Annotated in this window: 15 protein-coding genes; 9 read left to right on the forward strand and 6 right to left on the reverse strand. The window is 71.8% G+C overall.

All coding sequences use genetic code 11. From position 1 onward, the window contains the following. Positions 1–103: 103 nt before the first annotated feature. Together meaB and F9C41_RS30210 are read right to left on the reverse strand one after the other, a co-directional pair. Positions 104–1,093 carry a methylmalonyl Co-A mutase-associated GTPase MeaB gene (gene meaB, locus F9C41_RS30205; RefSeq protein ID WP_230690127.1) on the reverse strand — a complete coding sequence of 330 codons (990 nt, stop codon included), beginning with the start codon at positions 1,091–1,093 and terminating at the stop codon, positions 104–106. Positions 1,094–1,260: 167 nt separating this feature from the next. Beyond that, entirely contained in the window at positions 1,261–2,442 is a 1,182-nt protein-coding gene (locus F9C41_RS30210) for an acetyl-CoA C-acetyltransferase (RefSeq protein WP_155390203.1), read from the reverse strand. Positions 2,443–2,507: 65 nt separating this feature from the next. On the opposite strand from F9C41_RS30210, the gene mce reads away from it, so the two are divergent. From mce to F9C41_RS30230, 4 genes are all read left to right on the forward strand, one after another. Further along, entirely contained in the window at positions 2,508–2,987 is a 480-nt protein-coding gene (gene mce, locus F9C41_RS30215; RefSeq protein ID WP_155390204.1) for a methylmalonyl-CoA epimerase, read from the forward strand. Positions 2,988–3,224: 237 nt separating this feature from the next. Next, positions 3,225–4,580, forward strand: a complete 1,356-nt coding sequence (gene ccrA, locus F9C41_RS30220; protein WP_155390205.1) for a crotonyl-CoA carboxylase/reductase — start codon at positions 3,225–3,227, stop codon at positions 4,578–4,580. A 229-nt stretch (positions 4,581–4,809) separates the two neighbouring features. Beyond that, a complete protein-coding gene (locus tag F9C41_RS30225) occupies positions 4,810–6,060 on the forward strand; it encodes a coiled-coil domain-containing protein (protein WP_155390206.1) in 1,251 nt (416 codons plus the stop codon). 78 nt (positions 6,061–6,138) lie between these two features. Continuing rightward, a complete protein-coding gene (locus F9C41_RS30230; RefSeq protein ID WP_155390207.1) occupies positions 6,139–7,401 on the forward strand; it encodes a coiled-coil domain-containing protein in 1,263 nt (420 codons plus the stop codon). A gap of 84 nt (positions 7,402–7,485) precedes the next feature. On the opposite strand, the gene F9C41_RS30235 is transcribed toward F9C41_RS30230, so the two are convergent. The 4 genes from F9C41_RS30235 to F9C41_RS30250 form a co-directional block, all read right to left on the reverse strand. Beyond that, on the reverse strand, positions 7,486–8,265 hold the full coding sequence (locus tag F9C41_RS30235; protein WP_155390208.1) for an alpha/beta hydrolase: 780 nt from the start codon (positions 8,263–8,265) through the stop codon (positions 7,486–7,488). Positions 8,266–8,331: 66 nt separating this feature from the next. Next, positions 8,332–8,658 carry a hypothetical protein gene (locus F9C41_RS30240; protein ID WP_373313424.1) on the reverse strand — a complete coding sequence of 109 codons (327 nt, stop codon included), beginning with the start codon at positions 8,656–8,658 and terminating at the stop codon, positions 8,332–8,334. A gap of 118 nt (positions 8,659–8,776) precedes the next feature. After that, the gene (locus F9C41_RS30245) at positions 8,777–10,570 is read right to left on the reverse strand and encodes a 3-hydroxyacyl-CoA dehydrogenase family protein (RefSeq protein ID WP_407924748.1); all 1,794 of its coding nucleotides are present in this window, start codon (positions 10,568–10,570) and stop codon (positions 8,777–8,779) included. A gap of 200 nt (positions 10,571–10,770) precedes the next feature. Continuing rightward, complete coding sequence (locus F9C41_RS30250) at positions 10,771–11,670, reverse strand: alpha/beta fold hydrolase (RefSeq protein ID WP_155390209.1); 900 nt, start codon at positions 11,668–11,670, stop codon at positions 10,771–10,773. Between the two features lie 232 nt (positions 11,671–11,902). Between F9C41_RS30250 and F9C41_RS30255 the strand changes: the two genes are divergently transcribed. From F9C41_RS30255 to F9C41_RS30275, 5 genes are all read left to right on the forward strand, one after another. Beyond that, positions 11,903–12,979, forward strand: coding sequence for an RNA ligase (ATP) (locus F9C41_RS30255; RefSeq protein ID WP_155390210.1), 1,077 nt, complete (start codon positions 11,903–11,905; stop codon positions 12,977–12,979). Positions 12,980–13,039: 60 nt separating this feature from the next. Beyond that, positions 13,040–13,723: an SDR family NAD(P)-dependent oxidoreductase gene (locus F9C41_RS30260; protein ID WP_196280016.1), complete on the forward strand. Its 684-nt coding sequence runs from the start codon at positions 13,040–13,042 to the stop codon at positions 13,721–13,723. A gap of 41 nt (positions 13,724–13,764) precedes the next feature. Further along, positions 13,765–15,264 carry an aldehyde dehydrogenase family protein gene (locus F9C41_RS30265; RefSeq protein ID WP_155390212.1) on the forward strand — a complete coding sequence of 500 codons (1,500 nt, stop codon included), beginning with the start codon at positions 13,765–13,767 and terminating at the stop codon, positions 15,262–15,264. Between the two features lie 112 nt (positions 15,265–15,376). Beyond that, positions 15,377–16,900 (forward strand): DHA2 family efflux MFS transporter permease subunit, encoded by a 1,524-nt coding sequence (locus F9C41_RS30270; RefSeq protein ID WP_155390213.1) that lies wholly within the window; start codon positions 15,377–15,379, stop codon positions 16,898–16,900. Next, the gene (locus F9C41_RS30275; RefSeq protein WP_155390214.1) at positions 16,878–17,465 is read left to right on the forward strand and encodes an acyl-CoA-like ligand-binding transcription factor; all 588 of its coding nucleotides are present in this window, start codon (positions 16,878–16,880) and stop codon (positions 17,463–17,465) included. The genes F9C41_RS30270 and F9C41_RS30275 overlap by 23 nt, the downstream gene beginning before the upstream one ends. Positions 17,466–17,477: the final 12 nt, after the last annotated feature.

The following is a 17,477-nucleotide window of genomic DNA, read 5'->3' on the forward strand; positions in this document are numbered from 1 at the left end:
TTCACCTGCTCACGGAGCGTTAGATCGCTCCCCCTCGTGTCGTACCGGACGACCGGGCGCGGCCCCAGCGGTGAGGCCTGCAGATCCAGGCCCCCGGAAGCGTTCAGACCAGTTCGTCCAGGAGCTGGGTGGCCGCCGCGTACGGGTCGAGGGAGCCGGCGACGACCTTGTCGGCGAGGGCGGACAGGCCTGCACCGGGCAGTTCGGCGAAGCGGGCGCGCAGCTGGCCCAGGGCCAGCGCCTCGATCTCGGCGGCGGCGCGGCGGCGGCGGCGGACCGTCAGCTGATCGGTGTCGACCAGCCAGGTGCGGTGCTCCTCGATCGCGGCGATGATGCCGTCGATGCCCTCGGCCCGGGCCGCGACGGCCCTGACCACACGCGGCCGCCAGTCTCCCGGGCCGCGGTCCGAGCCGCCGAGGGCGATCATGCCCTGGATGTCGCGGTGGGTGGCCTCCACGCCGTCGCGGTCGGCCTTGTTGATGACGAAGATGTCGGCGATCTCGAGGATGCCGGCCTTGACCGCCTGGATCGCGTCGCCCATGCCGGGCGCGAGCAGCACCAGCGTGGTGTCGGCCAGTGAGGCGATCTCGACCTCGGCCTGGCCCACCCCCACGGTCTCCACCAGCACCACGTCGAAGCCGACGCCGGCCAGCACGCGCACCGCCGCGGGGGTGGCCGCGGACAGCCCGCCGAGGTGGCCGCGGCTGGACATGGACCGGATGTAGACGCCGGGGTCGGTGGCGTGGTCCTGCATGCGGATCCGGTCGCCGAGGATCGCGCCGCCGGTGTACGGGCTGGACGGGTCGATCGCCAGCACCGCGACGCGCTTGCCGGCGGCCCGGTACGCGCGCACGAGTTCGTTGGTGGTGGTCGACTTGCCCACGCCCGGCGAGCCGGTCAGCCCGACGACGATCGCGTCGCCCGCCGTCGGCGCCAGCATCGCCGCGATCTCCGCCAGCGCCGCCGCCCCCGACTCCACCAGCGTGATCAACCGAGCGACCGCCCTGGCCTCACCCTCCCGAGCCCGCGCAACGAGCTCACCCACCGACCGCTGCGGCACGGACGACACGGACAGCGCACTCGGCTCAGACATCAGGCCAACCATTCGACAACGAGACGGACAGCGGACACCTACCCTCGACAACTCTTAAAGAGTCGCGGCCGTCCGGGAAGTCGGAAGCCGCGACTCTTCGAGAGTTGCGCCACGGACGTCGCGTGGCGCGGGCAGCGCGGCGGCGTCGTGGGCGGGAGGGCGGTGGGTCAGGGGGCGACCTTGAGGATCAGGGCGTCGCCCTGGCCGCCGCCGCCGCAGAGGGCGGCCGCGCCGATGCCGCCGCCGCGGCGCTTGAGCTCCAGGGCCAGGGTGAGGGCGAGGCGGGCGCCGGACATGCCGATGGGGTGGCCCAGCGCGATCGCGCCGCCGTTGACGTTCACGATCTCGGGGTCGATGCCCAGCTCGCGGGTGGACTGGATACCGACCGCGGCGAACGCCTCGTTGATCTCGACCAGGTCCAGGTCGGCCGTGGTCAGGCCGTCCTTGGCCAGGGCCTGCTTGATGGCGTTGGCGGGCTGGGCGTGCAGCGAGTTGTCGGGGCCCGCGACGTTGCCGTGCGCGCCGATCTCGGCGAGCCAGGTCAGGCCCAGCTCCTGCGCCTTCTCCTTGCGCATGACCACGACCGCGGCCGCGCCGTCGGAGATCGGCGAGGAGGAGCCGGCGGTGATGGTGCCGTCCTTGGCGAACGCCGGGCGCAGCCTGCCCAGGGTGTCGGCGGTGGTGTCGGGGCGTACGCCCTCGTCCTCGCTGACCACGATGGGGTCGCCCTTGCGGGCGGGGATGGTGACCGGGGCGATCTCCTCGGCGAAGCGGCCGTCCTTGATCGCGGCGGCGGCGCGCTGGTGCGACGCGGCGGCGAAGGCGTCCTGCTCGGCGCGGCTGATCTCGTAGCGGCCGTTGTGGCGCTCGGTCGACTCGCCCATGGAGCACTGGTCCCACGCGTCGGACAGGCCGTCGTGGGCCATGTGGTCCTTGACCACGACGTCGCCGTACTTGTAGCCGGTGCGCTGGCCGATGAGCAGGTGCGGGGCGTTGGTCATGGACTCCATGCCGCCGGCCACCACGATGTCGAACTCGCCGGCCCGGATCAGCTGGTCGGCCAGCGCGATCGCGTCGAGGCCGGACAGGCAGACCTTGTTCACGGTGAGCGCGGGCACGCTCATCGGCACGCCGGCGCCGACGGCGGCCTGGCGGGCGGTGATCTGGCCGCCGCCGGCCTGCAGCACCTGGCCCATGATCACGTACTGCACCTGGTCGGGGGAGACCCCGGCGCGCTCCAGGGCGGCCTTGATGGCGACCGAGCCGAGCTGCGTGGCCGACAGGTCCTTCAGGTTGCCGAGCAGGCGGCCCATCGGGGTGCGCGCTCCGCTCACGATCACAGAAGTCATGGTGTACCCCTCCGAGTGGCCTGGTTCACGTATCGCCTTAACGATGGTTCGGTCAGACTAACCGCATGACCGAACCCGGATCCCTGTCGACCTCATCACAGAGCACTCCGTCACAGCTCGTGGGTCTGCTGCGCATCGATCACGTGGGCATCGCCGTGCCGGATCTCGACGCCGCCATCGCCTTCTACGAAGGTACGTTCGGGATGACCTGCGTGCACACGGAGACCAACGAGGAGCAGGGCGTACGCGAGGCGATGCTCCAGGTCGGGCCGAGCCCCGACGGCGGCGCCGTGCAGCTGCTCGCGCCCCTGCGCCCGGACTCGCCGATCGGCAAGTTCCTGGACCGCAGCGGCCCCGGCATCCAGCAGATGGCCTACACGGTCGCCGACGTCGACGCGACCTGCGCGGCCCTGCGCGAGCGCGGTGTACGCCTGCTCTACGAGGCCCCCAAGCGCGGCACCGCGGGCTCGCGGATCAACTTCGTGCACCCGAAGGACGCCGGCGGCGTGCTCGTGGAGCTGGTCGAGCCCGGCCACGGCCACTGACCGGCCCCTGCGGGCCACCCCGACTGAATGATCGTTAAGTAGAGCGTGGACTTTTTCACACAAGCGTTCCCGCGAAAGCTACCGACCAGTAACGTCCGGCTCACCTGAAGCGCACATGTGTGCCCGACCACATGGCGACCCGCAGGAGGGCCCGCCAAGGATGGCCCGCAGACCCGGAACTACCGCCCGCAGCGCGAGCGCGGGACGCCGCAGTTCCCTCACCACGGAGGTGGCGCCGTGCAAGACATCCTCGACGTGATCATGGAAGCCGAGAACGCGGCCGACCCCGCCGCGCTCCTGCGGAGCCTGGCCGGCGTGCCGGTGCCGGCCTCATACCAGGGCATGGTGGTACGCGAGGACGAGACCGCCATGTTCGACGGACTGGCCACCCGCGACAAGGACCCGCGCAAGGCACTCCACCTGCAGGAAGTGCCCACTCCCGAGCTGGGGCCGGGCGAGGCGCTGATCGCGGTCATGGCCAGCGCGGTCAACTACAACACCGTGTGGACGTCCATTTTCGAGCCGATGTCGACGTTCGGGTTCCTGAAGCGATACGGACGGTTGTCGGCTTTGACCAAGCGCCACGACCTGCCGTACCACGTGGTGGGTTCGGACGCGGCGGGCGTGGTGCTGCGCACCGGCCCGGGGGTGACCAAGTGGCAGGCCGGCGACCAGGTCGTGGCGCACTGCCTCAACGTCGAGCTGGAGGACGCGGCCGGCCACGACGACACCATGCTCGACCCGCAGCAGCGCATCTGGGGCTTCGAGACCAACTTCGGCGGGCTGGCCCAGCTGGCGATCGTCAAGTCCAACCAGCTCATGCCCAAGCCCGCCCACCTGACCTGGGAGGAGGCGGCCAGCCCGGGGCTGGTCAACTCCACCGCGTACCGGCAGCTGGTGTCGCACCACGGCGCGAACATGAAGCAGGGCGACGTCGTGCTGATCTGGGGCGCGAGCGGCGGCCTCGGCTCGTACGCCACGCAGATGGCGCTCAACGGCGGCGCGATCCCGGTGTGCGTGGTGTCCTCTCCGGAGAAGGCCGAGATCTGCCGCCGCATGGGCGCCGACCTGGTCATCGACCGGGCTGCGGAGGGCTACAAGTTCTGGTCCGATGAGCACACCCAGGATCCGGCCGAGTGGAAGCGGTTCGGGGCGCGCATCCGTGAGCTGACCGGCGGCGAGGACCCCGACATCGTGTTCGAGCACCCGGGCCGGGAGACGTTCGGCGCCAGCGTGTACGTCGCCAAGAAGGGCGGCACCATCGTCACCTGCGCTTCGACCAGCGGCTACGAGCACCAGTACGACAACCGCTACCTGTGGATGTCGCTCAAGCGGATCGTGGGCAGCCACTTCGCCAACTACCGCGAGGCGTGGGAGGCCAACCGCCTGGTCGACCTGGGCCGCGTGCACCCGACGCTGTCCAAGGTGTTCCCTCTGGAGCAGACCGGTCAGGCCGCCTACGAGGTGCACCGCAACGCGCACCAGGGCAAGGTCGGCGTGCTGTGCCTGGCCCCCGCGGAGGGTCTGGGCGTACGCGATCAGGCCAAGCGGGCCCGCCACCTGCCCGCGATCAACCGGTTCCGCGGGGTGTGATCTCCGGCTCACCGCAGGTGAGGCTGGCTGCCGAAGGACCCGGATGGCGGAAGCGCAACGGCGCGCTTTCGCCATCCGGCATTTCGGGCAATACTGACAATTAGCTTCCGGTATGGATCTTCCATCCGTTATGGTCACCGGCACCTTCGTGCCATCGGCCCATATCCGGTGGGCGAAAGTACCCCCACGCCCTTGCGCGACACCCGGGGTCATCTGCGAGTATGTGCCAATGTCCCAGCAGCCCTCCTCCGTCGCGTTCTTCGATGGCGCGAATACCCAACAAGACTTCACAGTCGTCCTGCGCGGTTTCGACCGCGAGCAGGTAAACGCGTTTGTCGGTCGTCTGAACGCTCAGCTTGCCCAGTCGGAGCAGGCACGTGCGGAGGCCGAGCAGCGCATGAACGACGCCCAGCGTCGTCTGCGCCAGGCTGAGCAGCGTCTCAACTCGGTCGAGCAGAAGCTGACCGACACGAGCAAGCAGCTGGAAGAGAACAGCCGCCCCACCCTGTCCGGCCTCGGCACCCGCGTGGAGCAGATCCTGCGCCTCGCCGAGGAGCAGGCCAACGACCACCGCGGCGAGTCCAAGCGCGAGTCCGAGGGCATCCTGTCCGCGGCCCGCCTCGAGGCCCGCGAGATCACCGACAAGGCGCGCGCCGAGGCCGCCGCCATGAAGGCGACCGCCGAGCGCGAGGCCGGCAACCTGCGCACCGCCGCCGAGCGCGAGGCCGCCGAGGTCCGGGTGCAGGCCCGCCGCGAGGCCGACACGCTGCGCGCCGACGCCGACCGCGAGACCAAGCAGCTGCGCACCGCCACCTCGCACGAGGTGGCCGAGCTCAAGGCCACCGTCGAGCGCGAGGTCGCGACGCTGCGCGCCACCGCCGAGCGGGAGATCACCCAGCTGCGCGCCAAGGCCGCCCGCGAGGCGGAGGAGAAGCGCGCCGAGGCCTCCAAGATGCTGGCCGACGCCCGGGACAAGCGCGACAAGGACCTGCAGGCCCTGCAGCTCGAGCTGGCCGAGCGCCGCGAGAAGTCCGAGCGCGAGGAGTCGCAGCGCCACTCCTCCGCCGTCGCCGCCACGCAGAAGCTGGTCGGCGAGGCCGAGGAGCGCGCCCGGGCCGCCGAGGACCGGGCCAAGGAGATCGAGCAGCGCGCCGAGGCGCGCCGGGTCGAGTCCGAGCGCACCGCCGTCGAGACGACCGAGAAGGCTCGTATCGCCGCCGAGAAGAACGTCAACGAGTCCAAGGCAGAGGCGCACCGCCTGGTGTCCGAGGCCCGCAACGAGGCCGAGCTGACCACCACGGCCGCCCGCCGCGAGGTCGACGATCTCACCCGCCAGAAGAACGCGGTCACCGCGCAGCTCGGCCAGATGCTGTCCGGCCTGGCCGGCATCGTCCCGGGCATCGGCAACTCCGGCGCGGCCGCACCGGCCGCGCAGGCCGCACCGGCCGAGGAGAAGCCGAAGGCCGAGAAGGCCGAATAACGACCGGATCCACATCTGATCACGCCGCGCCCGGCACCTGCCGGGCGCGGCGTGACTCTTTATGTGAAGATGGACCGCATGTCGCACGGCGGAGACCTGTTCGCGCTCGGTGAGGGCGTCTCATCGGAACCAAGCTTCGATACATCCCTCAAGGGCTTCGACAAGAAGCAGGTGAACCGATACGTCGTCCAGGTCGAGTCCGAACTGGCGACGCTGGCCGCCGAACGTGACCAGGCCATCTCGCAGCTTCAGGCGCTGGCCGGCCAGGTGCAGCAGCTCCAGCTGGAGCTCGCCGACGCCGCCCGCCGCGCCGTGCCGTCCCGGGTCTCCTTCCGGCACCTGGGCGCGCGGGTGGAGCAGATCCTCTCGCTCGCCGAGGACCAGGCCGACGACCTGCGCAACGGCGCCGCACAGGAGATCGCCGACCAGCGGTCCGAAGCCGAGCGCCTGCTCACCGACGCCCGCGAGCGGGCCGCCACCGCGTCCCGCGACTTCGATCTGGCGCTGGCCTCCCGCCGCGCCGAGGAGCGCAAGTCCGAGGAGCGCCACCGCACCGAGCTGATGGACGAGACGCAGCGCCTGCGCACCGAAGCGCGCGAGCTGCTCGCGCACGCCCAGGTCGAGGCGCAGGGCCTGCGCACCGCCGCGGCGCAGGAGGCCGCCTCCCGGCGCATCCAGGCCGACAAGGAGATCGCCGCCGCGCGCGCCGAGTCCGAGCGCCACACGGCACAGAGCCGCGCCCAGGCGGAGCAGCAGCTGGCGGCCGCCGCCACGGAGGCCGAGCAGCGCCTGGCCGCCGCCGCCGCCCAGGCCGAGCAGCAGCTCGCCGAGGCGACGACCGCGGCCGGCCGCAAACTGTCCGAGGTGGAAGCCCAAGCGACCCAGCGCACGGACCAGGCGGAGCAGGAGGTGGCGCTCGCCCGCGGCCGTGCCGCCGCCGAGCAGGCCGCCGCCGACACCGCCAAGCAGCAGTACGAGGACGGCCAGGCCCGCCTGGTGGCGGTGCGGGCCGACATCACGCAGGTGGAGCACCGGCTGACCGAGCTGAAGCAGCAGCTGCACGTCGAGCTGGAGCGGCTGGCCAAGGCGCAGCGCGACGCCGAGCAGGCCGAGCGCCGGCGCGCCGAGGCGTCGCGTCCCGACGAGGAGCCGCCGACGCAGATCCTGTCCGTGCCCGCTCCGGCCGCTGCTCAGGCAGCGCCCGTCCCGGCCGACAAGCCGCAGACCGACAAGCCGGTCGAGCCGCAGGCCGGGGACGAGCCCACGATCATGCTGGCCGGCAACGAGCCCACCATCAGCCTGGACGGGCGCAGCACCGACGCCGAGGCCTCCAGCCGGTAACAGTCGCGAAAAAGCCGCTGTGCGTCCTGGGACGCACAGCGGCTTTTTTTTCGTGCCCGTCCGCGGTCGGCGACGGTGCCGCGGTCAGACCGGCTTGTCGGCGAAGGCGGCGACGGTGCGGTCGGCGTACGCGCTGGCGTCGCCGTACTCCATGGGGCCGGGCCAGTCCTTGGGGAGCGGGACCTCGACCGCGGGGGCGACGCGGCGGACGATCTCGTCCAGCACCGTCTCGGCGTCGCCGACCCACAGGTGCTTCGCGCCGGGCACGCCGACGATCTCGGCGTGCGGGATCGCGGCGAAGCGCTCCTTCGCCTCGGCCGGGCGCAGGTAGTCGTCGTGCTCGGGCACGAGCGCGGTCACCGGGCGGCCGGAGTCGGCCCATACCGCCAGGTCTTCGGGCTTGCTGAAGCGCAGCGGCGGGGACAGCAGGATCGCACCGGCGATCGCCGGGTCGCAGCCGTATTTGAGAGCCAGGTCGGTGCCGAAGGACCAGCCGACCAGCCACAGGTTCGGCAGCTCGTGGAACTCGGCGTACTCGATCGCGGCGGCGACGTCGAAGCGCTCCCCCACCGCGTGGTCGAAGGCGCCCTCGCTGGTGCCGCGCACGCTGGACGTGCCGCGGCTGTTGAAGCGCAGCACCGCGATCCCGGCCAGCGCGGGCAGCCGCCAGGCGGCCTTGCGGTAGACGTGGCTGTCCATCATGCCGCCGTGCGTCGGCAGCGGGTGCAGGCAGATCAGGGTGGCGACCGGGTCGCGGTCGGCGGGGAGCGCCAGCTCCCCGACCAGCTTCAACCCGTCGGCGGTATGCAGTTCGATGTCCTGCCGACGCGCGGGCAGGATCGAGTTGGCACGGATCGCGGTCACTCCTACAGTCTGCCCGCGCGACGGTCCGCCCTACCCCCTGACGTCACGGTGATCACACCGCGGCCCTCAGCCGTAACGGGGCGCGTTGCGGGACCGTTCGACGTTGGGTTTGCGCTGGTGGCGGCTCCCCCAGCAGCTGCTGTGCCAGTGCCTGCGGTCGCCCGCGTCACCCCACCCCTGCGACGGCCACGCCACCACGTGTGGCACTCCGGGCCGGATCTCCTGGTGGCACCCCGGGCACTTGTAGGTCTTGTCCGACCTCTCGCCGCTCAGATGCCGGACGGTGAACTCACCGTCCGGATCGTCATGGACGTACTCCACCCCGCGTCGCGACATGGCCTCATCGAGATCGCGCTCCGGGCGATCCTTCTTGTTGTTACGACGCGGACTCATGTGCCCAAGATACGACGCACCCCACCCGACCCTACGATCTTGCGCGAACTGTTAGGGATATGCCCGATTAGGGCGTGTCATCCCCCCAGTCCGCGCAAGATCTGCGCGGTGGGGCGGGTCAGCGGTGGGTGTGGTCGCGGAAGCCGCGGCCGGTTTTGCGGCCGAGGTAGCCGGCGGTGACGAGGTGCTCCAGGAGGGGGGCGGGGGAGAAGCCGGGCTCGCGGAGTTCGAGGTAGAGCTCGCGCTGGATGGCCAGGGAGACGTCCAGGCCGACCACGTCGAGGAGTTCGAAGGGGCCCATGGGGTAGCCGCAGCCGAGCTTCATGGCGGCGTCGATGTCGTCGGCGGTGGCGTAGCTGGCCTCCAGCATCTTCACCGCGTCGTTGAGGTACGGGAACAGCAGCGCGTTGACGATGAAGCCGGCCCGGTCGGCGCAGTCGACGGCGGTCTTGCCGAGGCTGGACACGACGGCGTCGGCGGTGGCCAGAGTTGCGGCGCTGGTGCGGATGGTGGCGACCACCTCGATCAGCGGCATGACCTGGGCGGGGTTGAAGAAGTGCAGGCCGACCACGTCCGCGGGGCGGTGGGTGGCCATGGCGCACTCGACGACCGGCAGGCTCGACGTGGTGGTGGCCAGTACGGTGCCGGGCTTGCAGATCTCGTCGAGGCTGGCGAACAGCGCCTTCTTGACGCTCAGCTCCTCCACCACGGCCTCGACGACCATGTCCACGTCGGCCAGGTGGTCCAGGTTGGTGGACCAGGTGATCCGGCCGATGGCGGCGTCGCGCTCGGCCTCGGTGAGCTTGCCGCGCACCACGCCCTTGTTCAGCGACGTCTTGACCGCCTCGCAGACCTTGGCGGACTTCTCCGCGCCGCGGGTCACGCTCAGCACCTCGTAGCCGGCCTTGGCGAAGACCTCGATGATGCCGGTGGCCATGGTGCCCGAGCCGACCACGCCGACGCTGCCGATCGGGCGCGGGCTGGCCTCGTGCGCTCCGGGAGCGGGGGTCAGCTCGTCGGCGACGACGACCGGCGAGCCCTGCTTGGTGTACGTGTAGAAGCCGCGGCCGGTCTTACGGCCCAGCAGGCCCGCGGTGACCATCTGCTTGAGCAGCGGCGCCGGGGCGTGACGGCGGTCGCGGCCGCCGCGGCGGTACATGGTGTCGAGGATCTCGTACGCCGTGTCCAGGCCGATCAGGTCCATCAGCGCGAGCGGGCCCATGGGCAGGCCGCAGCCCAGCTTCATGGCCGCGTCGATGTCCTCGCGGGTGGCGTAGTGGTTCTCGAACATCGTCACGGCGTGGTTCAGGTAGCCGAACAGCAGCGCGTTGGCGATGAAGCCGGCCCGGTCGCTGATGGTCACGTCGGTCTTGCCGAGCCGGGCGCACAGCGCCTCCACGTCGGCGACGACCTCCGGCGCGGTCACCACGGTGCGGATGATCTCGACCAGCTTCATCACCGGCGCGGGGTTGAAGAAGTGCACGCCGATGACCTGGTTGGGCCGGTGCGTGGCCACGGAGATCTCGGTGACCGACAGCGAGCTGGTGTTGGTGGCGAGGATGGCGTGCGGCGGGCAGACCTTGTCCAGCTCGGCGAAGATCGCCTGCTTGAGGTCCAGGTGCTCGGGCACCGCCTCGATCACGAAGTCGACGCTGTGCAGCGCGGCGAGCCCGACCTGGAAGTCGACCCGGGCGTGCAGCGCGTCGCGGTCCTGCTCGGACAGCTTGCCCTTGGCCACTGCGCGGTCGGTCGAGCCGGCCAGGTTGGCCCGGCCCCGCTCCAGCGCGCCCTCGCTGATCTCGACGGCCACGACGTTCAGGCCGTTGCGCGCGAATACCTCGACGATGCCGGCGCCCATGGTGCCGAGGCCGACCACGCCCACCGTGTTGATTTCGCGAGCCACAGTGCCCATCCCATCTCCCAAACGATCGCTAAGGCTACTCGGGAGTCTCCCACGGCCCCTGCCTCCCCACACCCTGCCCCGAAAGTGAACCTAGCCACTCGCCGACAGACAAGAAGGAAGGGCACCTTCACATCGCCATGCGTTGTGGAAGGCGCCCTTCTTAACGGCCGGTGCGGCGCGCAGGCGGGTGGGTGCCGCCGATGCGCAGGTCAGCGTGGGTGGCGGGCGCCCGACCGGACGGCGGCGGCCACGGCCGCGGCGCCCTCGCGGCCCAGCGTGATCGTGTAGTGGTTCACATCCGGCACGTCGGTCTCCGCCACGCCCGGCAGCCACTCGCTCGCCCGGCCCGGGGTGTAGAGCGGGGCGTCCGGATCGTCGAACATGCCGCGCGGGGCACGCAGGAACACCGCGGGACGCGGCAGCGGCGCGGGCATCGTGCCCGGCAGCGCGTAGAGGTCCTGCCCGTCGCGGACCGCGGCCTCCATGCGGCAGGCGGCGTGCAGGTGCGAATCCGCACCGACCAGGTCGTAGTCGAGATAGGCGTCGGCTCCGGCGGGCCAGGGGTCGAAGGACGGGTGCTGCCGCCACAGCGCCAGGTAGGCGTCCCGGTCCGGGAAGGTCATGTTCAGCCGGGCGAAGACGGCGCCCACCGTCGTGGCGATCGCCTCCTCCAGCGCGGCCGGGCCGGCCACCGCGTCGATGCCCGGCGGCAGCGGCAGCGGAGCCCCGCCGTCGACCAGGATCAGGCGCTCGACCAGCTCCGGGAAGCGGCGCGCGGTCTCCGCGACCACGAAGCCGCCCATCGAGTGGCCGAGCAGGGGGACGGGGCCGTCGGCGTACGCCCGGACGACTGCGGCGATGTCGGCCGCGTGCTCGGACATGCCGTAAGGGCCCGGCAGGTCGCGGCTGCCGCCGCGGCCGCGCAGGTCGACCGCCACCACCTGGTGGTCGCGGCCCAGCTCGGGCCCGATCAGTGTCCAGGCCAGGTGCGACGAGGTGATGCCGTGCACCGCGACGAGCACCGGACCGTGCTCGCCCCACACGCCCACCCGCAGCTCGCCGCCGCGTACGGGCACGCTCTCCATCCGGTACGCCACCTGCTGACCCATCTCCGCTCCTCCCACGCCGTGCGCGGGATGCTGCCACACCGGACGCCTCGCGCCAGTGGTGTCCGCCCACACAATCCGCGCCGACCGACAGGGCTGCCGCCACCGGCACCGCCGCCCGTCCCCCGGTCCTCAGCAGGTGGGGAAGGGCGCCTTCCACAACGTATAGCGATGTGAAGGTGCCCTTCCTTTAAGTCGGTTGCCGGGGGGATGCCGCGCCGGGACGATTCTCCGCATGTCGACACTCAAGGTCACCGCGGAACGGCTGGTGATCCACCCGCACCCCAACGCCGACGCGCTCGAACTCGCCGAGGTGGGACGGCTGCGCGCGGTGGTCGCCAAGGGTGCTTTCCGCACCGGGGACCACGCCGTCTACCTGCCCGAAGGCTCCGTGCTGCCGGAGCCGCTGATCGCCGAACTCGGCCTCACCGGCCGTCTGGCGGGAGCGAACAAGGACCGCATCACCGCGGTACGCCTGCGCGGCGAGCTGTCCCAGGGCATCGTCTGCCTGCCGAAGGCGCTGTCCGACGTGGACCTGGTCCAGGCGGCCGCGGCGGGCACGGACTTCGCGGAGCTGCTCGGCGTGGTCAAGTGGAACCCGCCGGTGCCGGTGCACCTGGCCGGTGACATGGAGCCCGCCGCCGACCTGCTGCCCTGGTTGGAGGTGGAGAACATCCGCCGTTACCCCGACCTGTTCACGGCCGGCGAGCCGGTGATCGCCACCGAGAAGATCCACGGTTCGGCGACGCTGATGACGTTCGTCGCGGCGACCGGCGAGGTGTACGCGTCCTCGAAGGGCTTCGGCAAGCAGCGCCTGGCCATCAAGGAGACGGGCCACAATCTCTACTGGCGCGCGATCCGCACGTTCGACGTGCCCGCGTTCGCGGCCGCGGTCGCCGCCGCGTTCGGCGCGGCCCGGGTGGGCGTGTTCGGCGAGGTGTTCGGCCGCGGCGTGCAGGACCTGCCGTACGGCGCGAACGCCGGGGTGCGCCCCGGGTACGCGGTCTTCGACGTGTGCGTGGACGCCGGGGACGGCGTGCGCTGGCTGACGCTGGACGAATACGCGCCGCTCGCAGCGGAGCACGGGGTGCCCCTGGTCCCGGTGCTCTACCGGGGCGCCTACGACGAGCAGGAGCTGATCGGGCTGGCCGACGGCACCGAGACGGTGTCCGGCACGGGCGCGAACCTGCGCGAGGGCCTGGTCGTACGCTCGCTGCCCGAGCGCTACAGCCCGGTGACCGGCGGCCGCGCCATCGGCAAGCTCGTCTCCCCCGCCTACCTCACCCGCAAGGGCGGCACCGAATACGAGTGACGGGCCTCGGGCGGCCGCGCCGGTCGACCGGCGCGGCCACCGACGGACTAGCCTGTGAGCGTGCGTTATGTCGTGATCACAGGCGTGTCCCGCGGGCTGGGTGAGGCGCTGCTGAACCAGTTCGAGACCGACGAGGGCACCACGGTGCTGGCGCTGGGTCGCGGCTTCACCGACGCGCAGCGCATCGCCGCCGGCCCGCGGCTGATCCTGCGCCACTGCGAGCTGGCCGAGCCGTCCACCCTGCCGCACGCGTCCGAGCTGAACGAGCTGATCGCGGACGCCGACGAGGTGGTGTTGATCCACAACGCCGCGGTGGTCGCCCCGATCGGGCCGATCGGCGACCTTGAGCCCGACGAGCTGGCCAACGCGGTCGCGGTGAACCTGACCGCGCCGATGCTGCTGACCAACTCCCTGCTGGCGGCACTGCCCGCGACGGCCCGCGCCTTGATCATGTTCGTCTCCTCGGGCGCGGCGCACCGGGTCATCGACGGCTGGTCGGCGTACTCGGCGACCAAGCGCGGGGCGGAGGAGTTCTTCGCGCACCTGGCCGAGCAGTACGCGGACGAGCCCCGGATCCGGGTGGAGATCGTCAATCCCGGGGTGATGGACACCGGCATGCAGGAGACGATCCGGGCCGCCCGGTTCGCCGGGCAGCAGCGTTTCCTCGACCTGTTCGAGAACAACGAGCTCCCGGACCCGGCGGCGATCGCGGCCCGGCTGATCGAGGACCACCTCCATGCGTGAGGATGTTTCGGATTACTGATCAGTAGGCCTAGACTGCGCGCGTGACCACCACCTCATCCCTGCCGCCCGGCGCGAGTGTCGTCGAGGCCGGCGAGCTGATCTCGACGAACCCCGCCACCGGTGACGAGGTGGCCCGCCTGCCCGTCGCCACCGCCGCGGACGTGGCCGCCGCCGTCGAGCGGGCCCGCGTCGCGAGCGTCTGGTGGGCCGGGCTGGGCTGGCGCGAGCGCCGCCGGCGGCTGCTGCGCTGGCGTAGCCTGCTGGTCACCCGCATCCACGAGCTGGCCGAGCTGATGCACCGCGAGGGCGGCAAGCCGGTCGACGAGGCACTGCTGGAGATCGTCGTCTCGGTCGACCACGCCGCCTGGGCCGCCAAGCACGCCCGCAAGGTCCTCGGCCCGCGCCGGGTCGGTGGCTCGCTGATGCAGTCCGAGTACGCCGCGCACCTGGAGTACCAGCCGTTCGGCGTCATCGGCGTGCTCGGCCCGTGGAACTTCCCGATCTTCACCCCGTTCGGCTCCATCGCGTACGGGCTGGCCGCGGGCAACGCCGTGGTGTTCAAGCCCAGCGAGTACACCCCCGCCGTCGGCCAGTTCTACGTGGACGCCTTCAACGAGGTCGTGCCGGAGCACCCGGTGCTGCAGATCGTGCACGGCACCGGCGAGACGGGCGCGGCGCTGTGCCGGTCGGGCGTGGACAAGCTGGCCTTCACCGGCTCCGCGGCGACCGGCCGCAAGGTGATGGCGGCCTGCGCCGAGTCGCTGACCCCGGTGCTCATCGAGTGCGGCGGCAAGGACGCGCTGATCGTGGCCGACGACGCCGACCTCGACGCGGCGGCGGAGGCGGCGGCCTGGGGCGCCAACTTCAACGCCGGCCAGGCCTGCGTCGGCATCGAGCGGGCGTACGTGCACGAGCGGGTGTACGACGCGTTCGTGAGCAAGCTGGTGGCGCGCACCGAGAAGCTGACGCTCGGCGAGCAGGTCGGCCCGATCACGATGCCCGGCCAGCGCGACATCATCGCCCGGCACATCGACGACGCGCTGAACAGCGGCGGCCGCGCCCTGCTCGGCGGCCCCGACTCGGTGCAGGGCGCGTACGTCAAGCCGACCATCCTGGTCGACGTGCCGGAGACGTCGGCGGCCGTGCGCGAGGAGACGTTCGGGCCGACCATCACGGTCACCAAGGTCGCCTCGGTCGAGGAGGCGATCACGCTGGCCAACGACTCCGCGTACGGGCTGGGCTCGGCGGTGTTCTCCAAGCGCCACGGCATGGCGATCGCGCGCCGGCTGCGCACCGGCATGACCGCGGTGAACTCGGCGTTCTCGTTCGCGGTGCTGCCCTCACTGCCCTTCGGCGGCGTCGGCGCGTCCGGCTTCGGCCGCATCCACGGCGCGGACGGCCTGCGCGAGTTCACCCGGGCCAAGGCCATCGCCCGGCGGCGGCTGCCGAGCCTGCCCGCGCTGCTCACCTTCGAGCGCAAGCCGTCGGCGGTCCGGCTGGCGCTGACCGTGACGAAGCTGCTGCACGGTCGCGACCGCTGATCCGAGACACCACGAGGCCCCCGGCGCACCCGCCGGGGGCCTCGCTGTTTGCGCTCCAGAATTCTGATAGCTACTGTCATTTTCTAGTGGCTATCATTTTGGAGGCGATGTCATGTCGGATCGGCGGCGCTGGTGGGCGCTGGGCGCACTGGTGCTCAGCGTGCTCACGGTGGGACTGGACGGGACGGTGCTCAACGTCGCGCTGCCCACGATCGCGGCGGACCTGGACGCGGGCACCGACGGCCTGCAGTGGGTCGTCAACGCGTACGTGCTGGTGTTCGCGGGGCTGATGCTGCCGTTCGGGGCGCTGGGCGACCGTTACGGCCGCCGGCGGCTGCTTCTGATCGGGCTGGCGGTGCTCGGCACGGCCTCGCTGGTCTCGGTGTTCGCCGACGGGCTGGGCGCGCTGCTGGTCGCGCGCACCCTGATGGGCTTCGGCGCGGCGATCCTCACCCCGACCGCGGTCGCGGTGCTGCCCGCGCTGTTCGCGCCCGCCGAGCGGCCGAAGGCGGTCGCGGTGCTGATGCTGGGCCTCGGCCTGGGCATCCCGCTCGGCCCGATCGTGGGCGGCTACCTGCTCGACCACTTCTGGTGGGGCTCGATCTTCCTGATCAACGTGCCGGTCGCGGCACTGGGCATGATCGCGGTGGCGCTGCTCATGCCGGAGAACCGCGATCCGCACCCGCGCCCGGCCGACCTGCCCGGCGGCCTGCTCTCCACGACCGGCCTGGTGACCCTGGTGTACGGCATCGTCGCCGCGCCGGAGCGCGGCTGGGGCGACCCGCTGGTGCTGGCCGCGCTGACCGGAGGCGTGCTGCTGCTGGCCGCGTTCGGGTGGTGGGAGCGGCGCACCGGCCACCCGATGATCGACCTGCGGCTGTTCGGCGACCCCGGCTTCCTGTGGGGCGCGGTCGCCGCCACGGTCCTCTCCTTCGGCCTGTTCGGCCTGCTCTTCGTGGTGCCGCAGTACCTGTCGTTCGGGTTCGGCTACGACGCCCTGGGCACCGGCGTCCGGCTGCTGCCCCTGATCGGCGGGCTGTTCGTGGCGTCGCCGCTCGCGGCCCGGCTGTCCGTCCGGATCGGCCACCGGCTGCCGGTGACCGCGGGCCTGCTCATCACCGCGGCCGGGCTGGCGCTCGGCGCGACGACCGGGCCCACCACCGGGTACGGCTTCGCGGCCGCCTGGTGCGCAATCGTCGGCTTCGGCACCGGGCTGGCACTGGCACCCGCGATGGACGCCGTGCTGGGCGCGCTGCCCCCGGAGCGGGCCGGCTCCGGCACCGCGCTGACCATGACCATGCGGCAGGCCGCCGGGGCGCTGGGCGTGGCCCTGCTCGGCAGCCTGCTGAACGCCGTCTACACCGGACGGGTCGACGTCGCCGGGCTCGGGGCCGACGCGGCCCGGACCGCGCAGGACTCGGCCGCCGGCGCGTACGCCGTGGCCGCCGCGCTGGGTCGGCCGGAGCTGGCGGCGAGCGCGCACGACGCCTTCGTCGCGGGCATGGCCGCGGTGCTGTGGAGCTGCGCCGCGATCGCGGTCGTGGGGGCGGCGCTGACCGCCCTGCTGCTGCCCGCCCGCCGCCCCGACCTCGGCGATGGTGGAGAATCCGCACATGAGCTCGTCGGGGTTGCGTGAGCGCAAGAAGCAGAAGACCCGCTGGCTGATCCAGGAGCACGCGCTGCGGCTGTTCACCGAGCAGGGCTACGACGCCACCACGGTCGAGCAGATCGCGGCGGCCGCCGAGATCTCGCCCAGCACGTTCTTCCGGTACTTCGCCACCAAGGAGGACGTCGTCCTCGACGACGAGTACGACCCGATGCTGGCCGGCGCCGTCGCGGCGGCGCCGGCCGAGCTGGGGCCGATCGACGCGCTGCGGCACGCCGTGCGCACCACGATGAGCAACCTGCCGGAAGCGGACCGCGACAAGATCCTCTTTCGCAGCCGCCTGCAGAACTCGGTCCCCGCGCTGCGCGCCCGCCTGCTCGACGGCTTGATCGGCAACATCAAGCTGATCAGCACCGCGATCGCCCCCCGCATCGGCCGCCCCGAGGACGACCTGGAGGTCCAGATCATGGCCGGCGCCTGCGTCGGCGCCATGCTCCCCGCCCTCTTCGCCTGGGTCGACTCCAACGGCACCCTCGACCTCACCAAGGTCGTCGACGACGCCCTCGAAAAGGTCGGCAAAGGCTTCACCCCGTAAGCCCGCCCGCCA

It is taken from the genome of Catellatospora paridis (assembly GCF_009720365.1).
Taxonomy (GTDB): domain Bacteria; phylum Actinomycetota; class Actinomycetes; order Mycobacteriales; family Micromonosporaceae; genus Catellatospora; species Catellatospora paridis.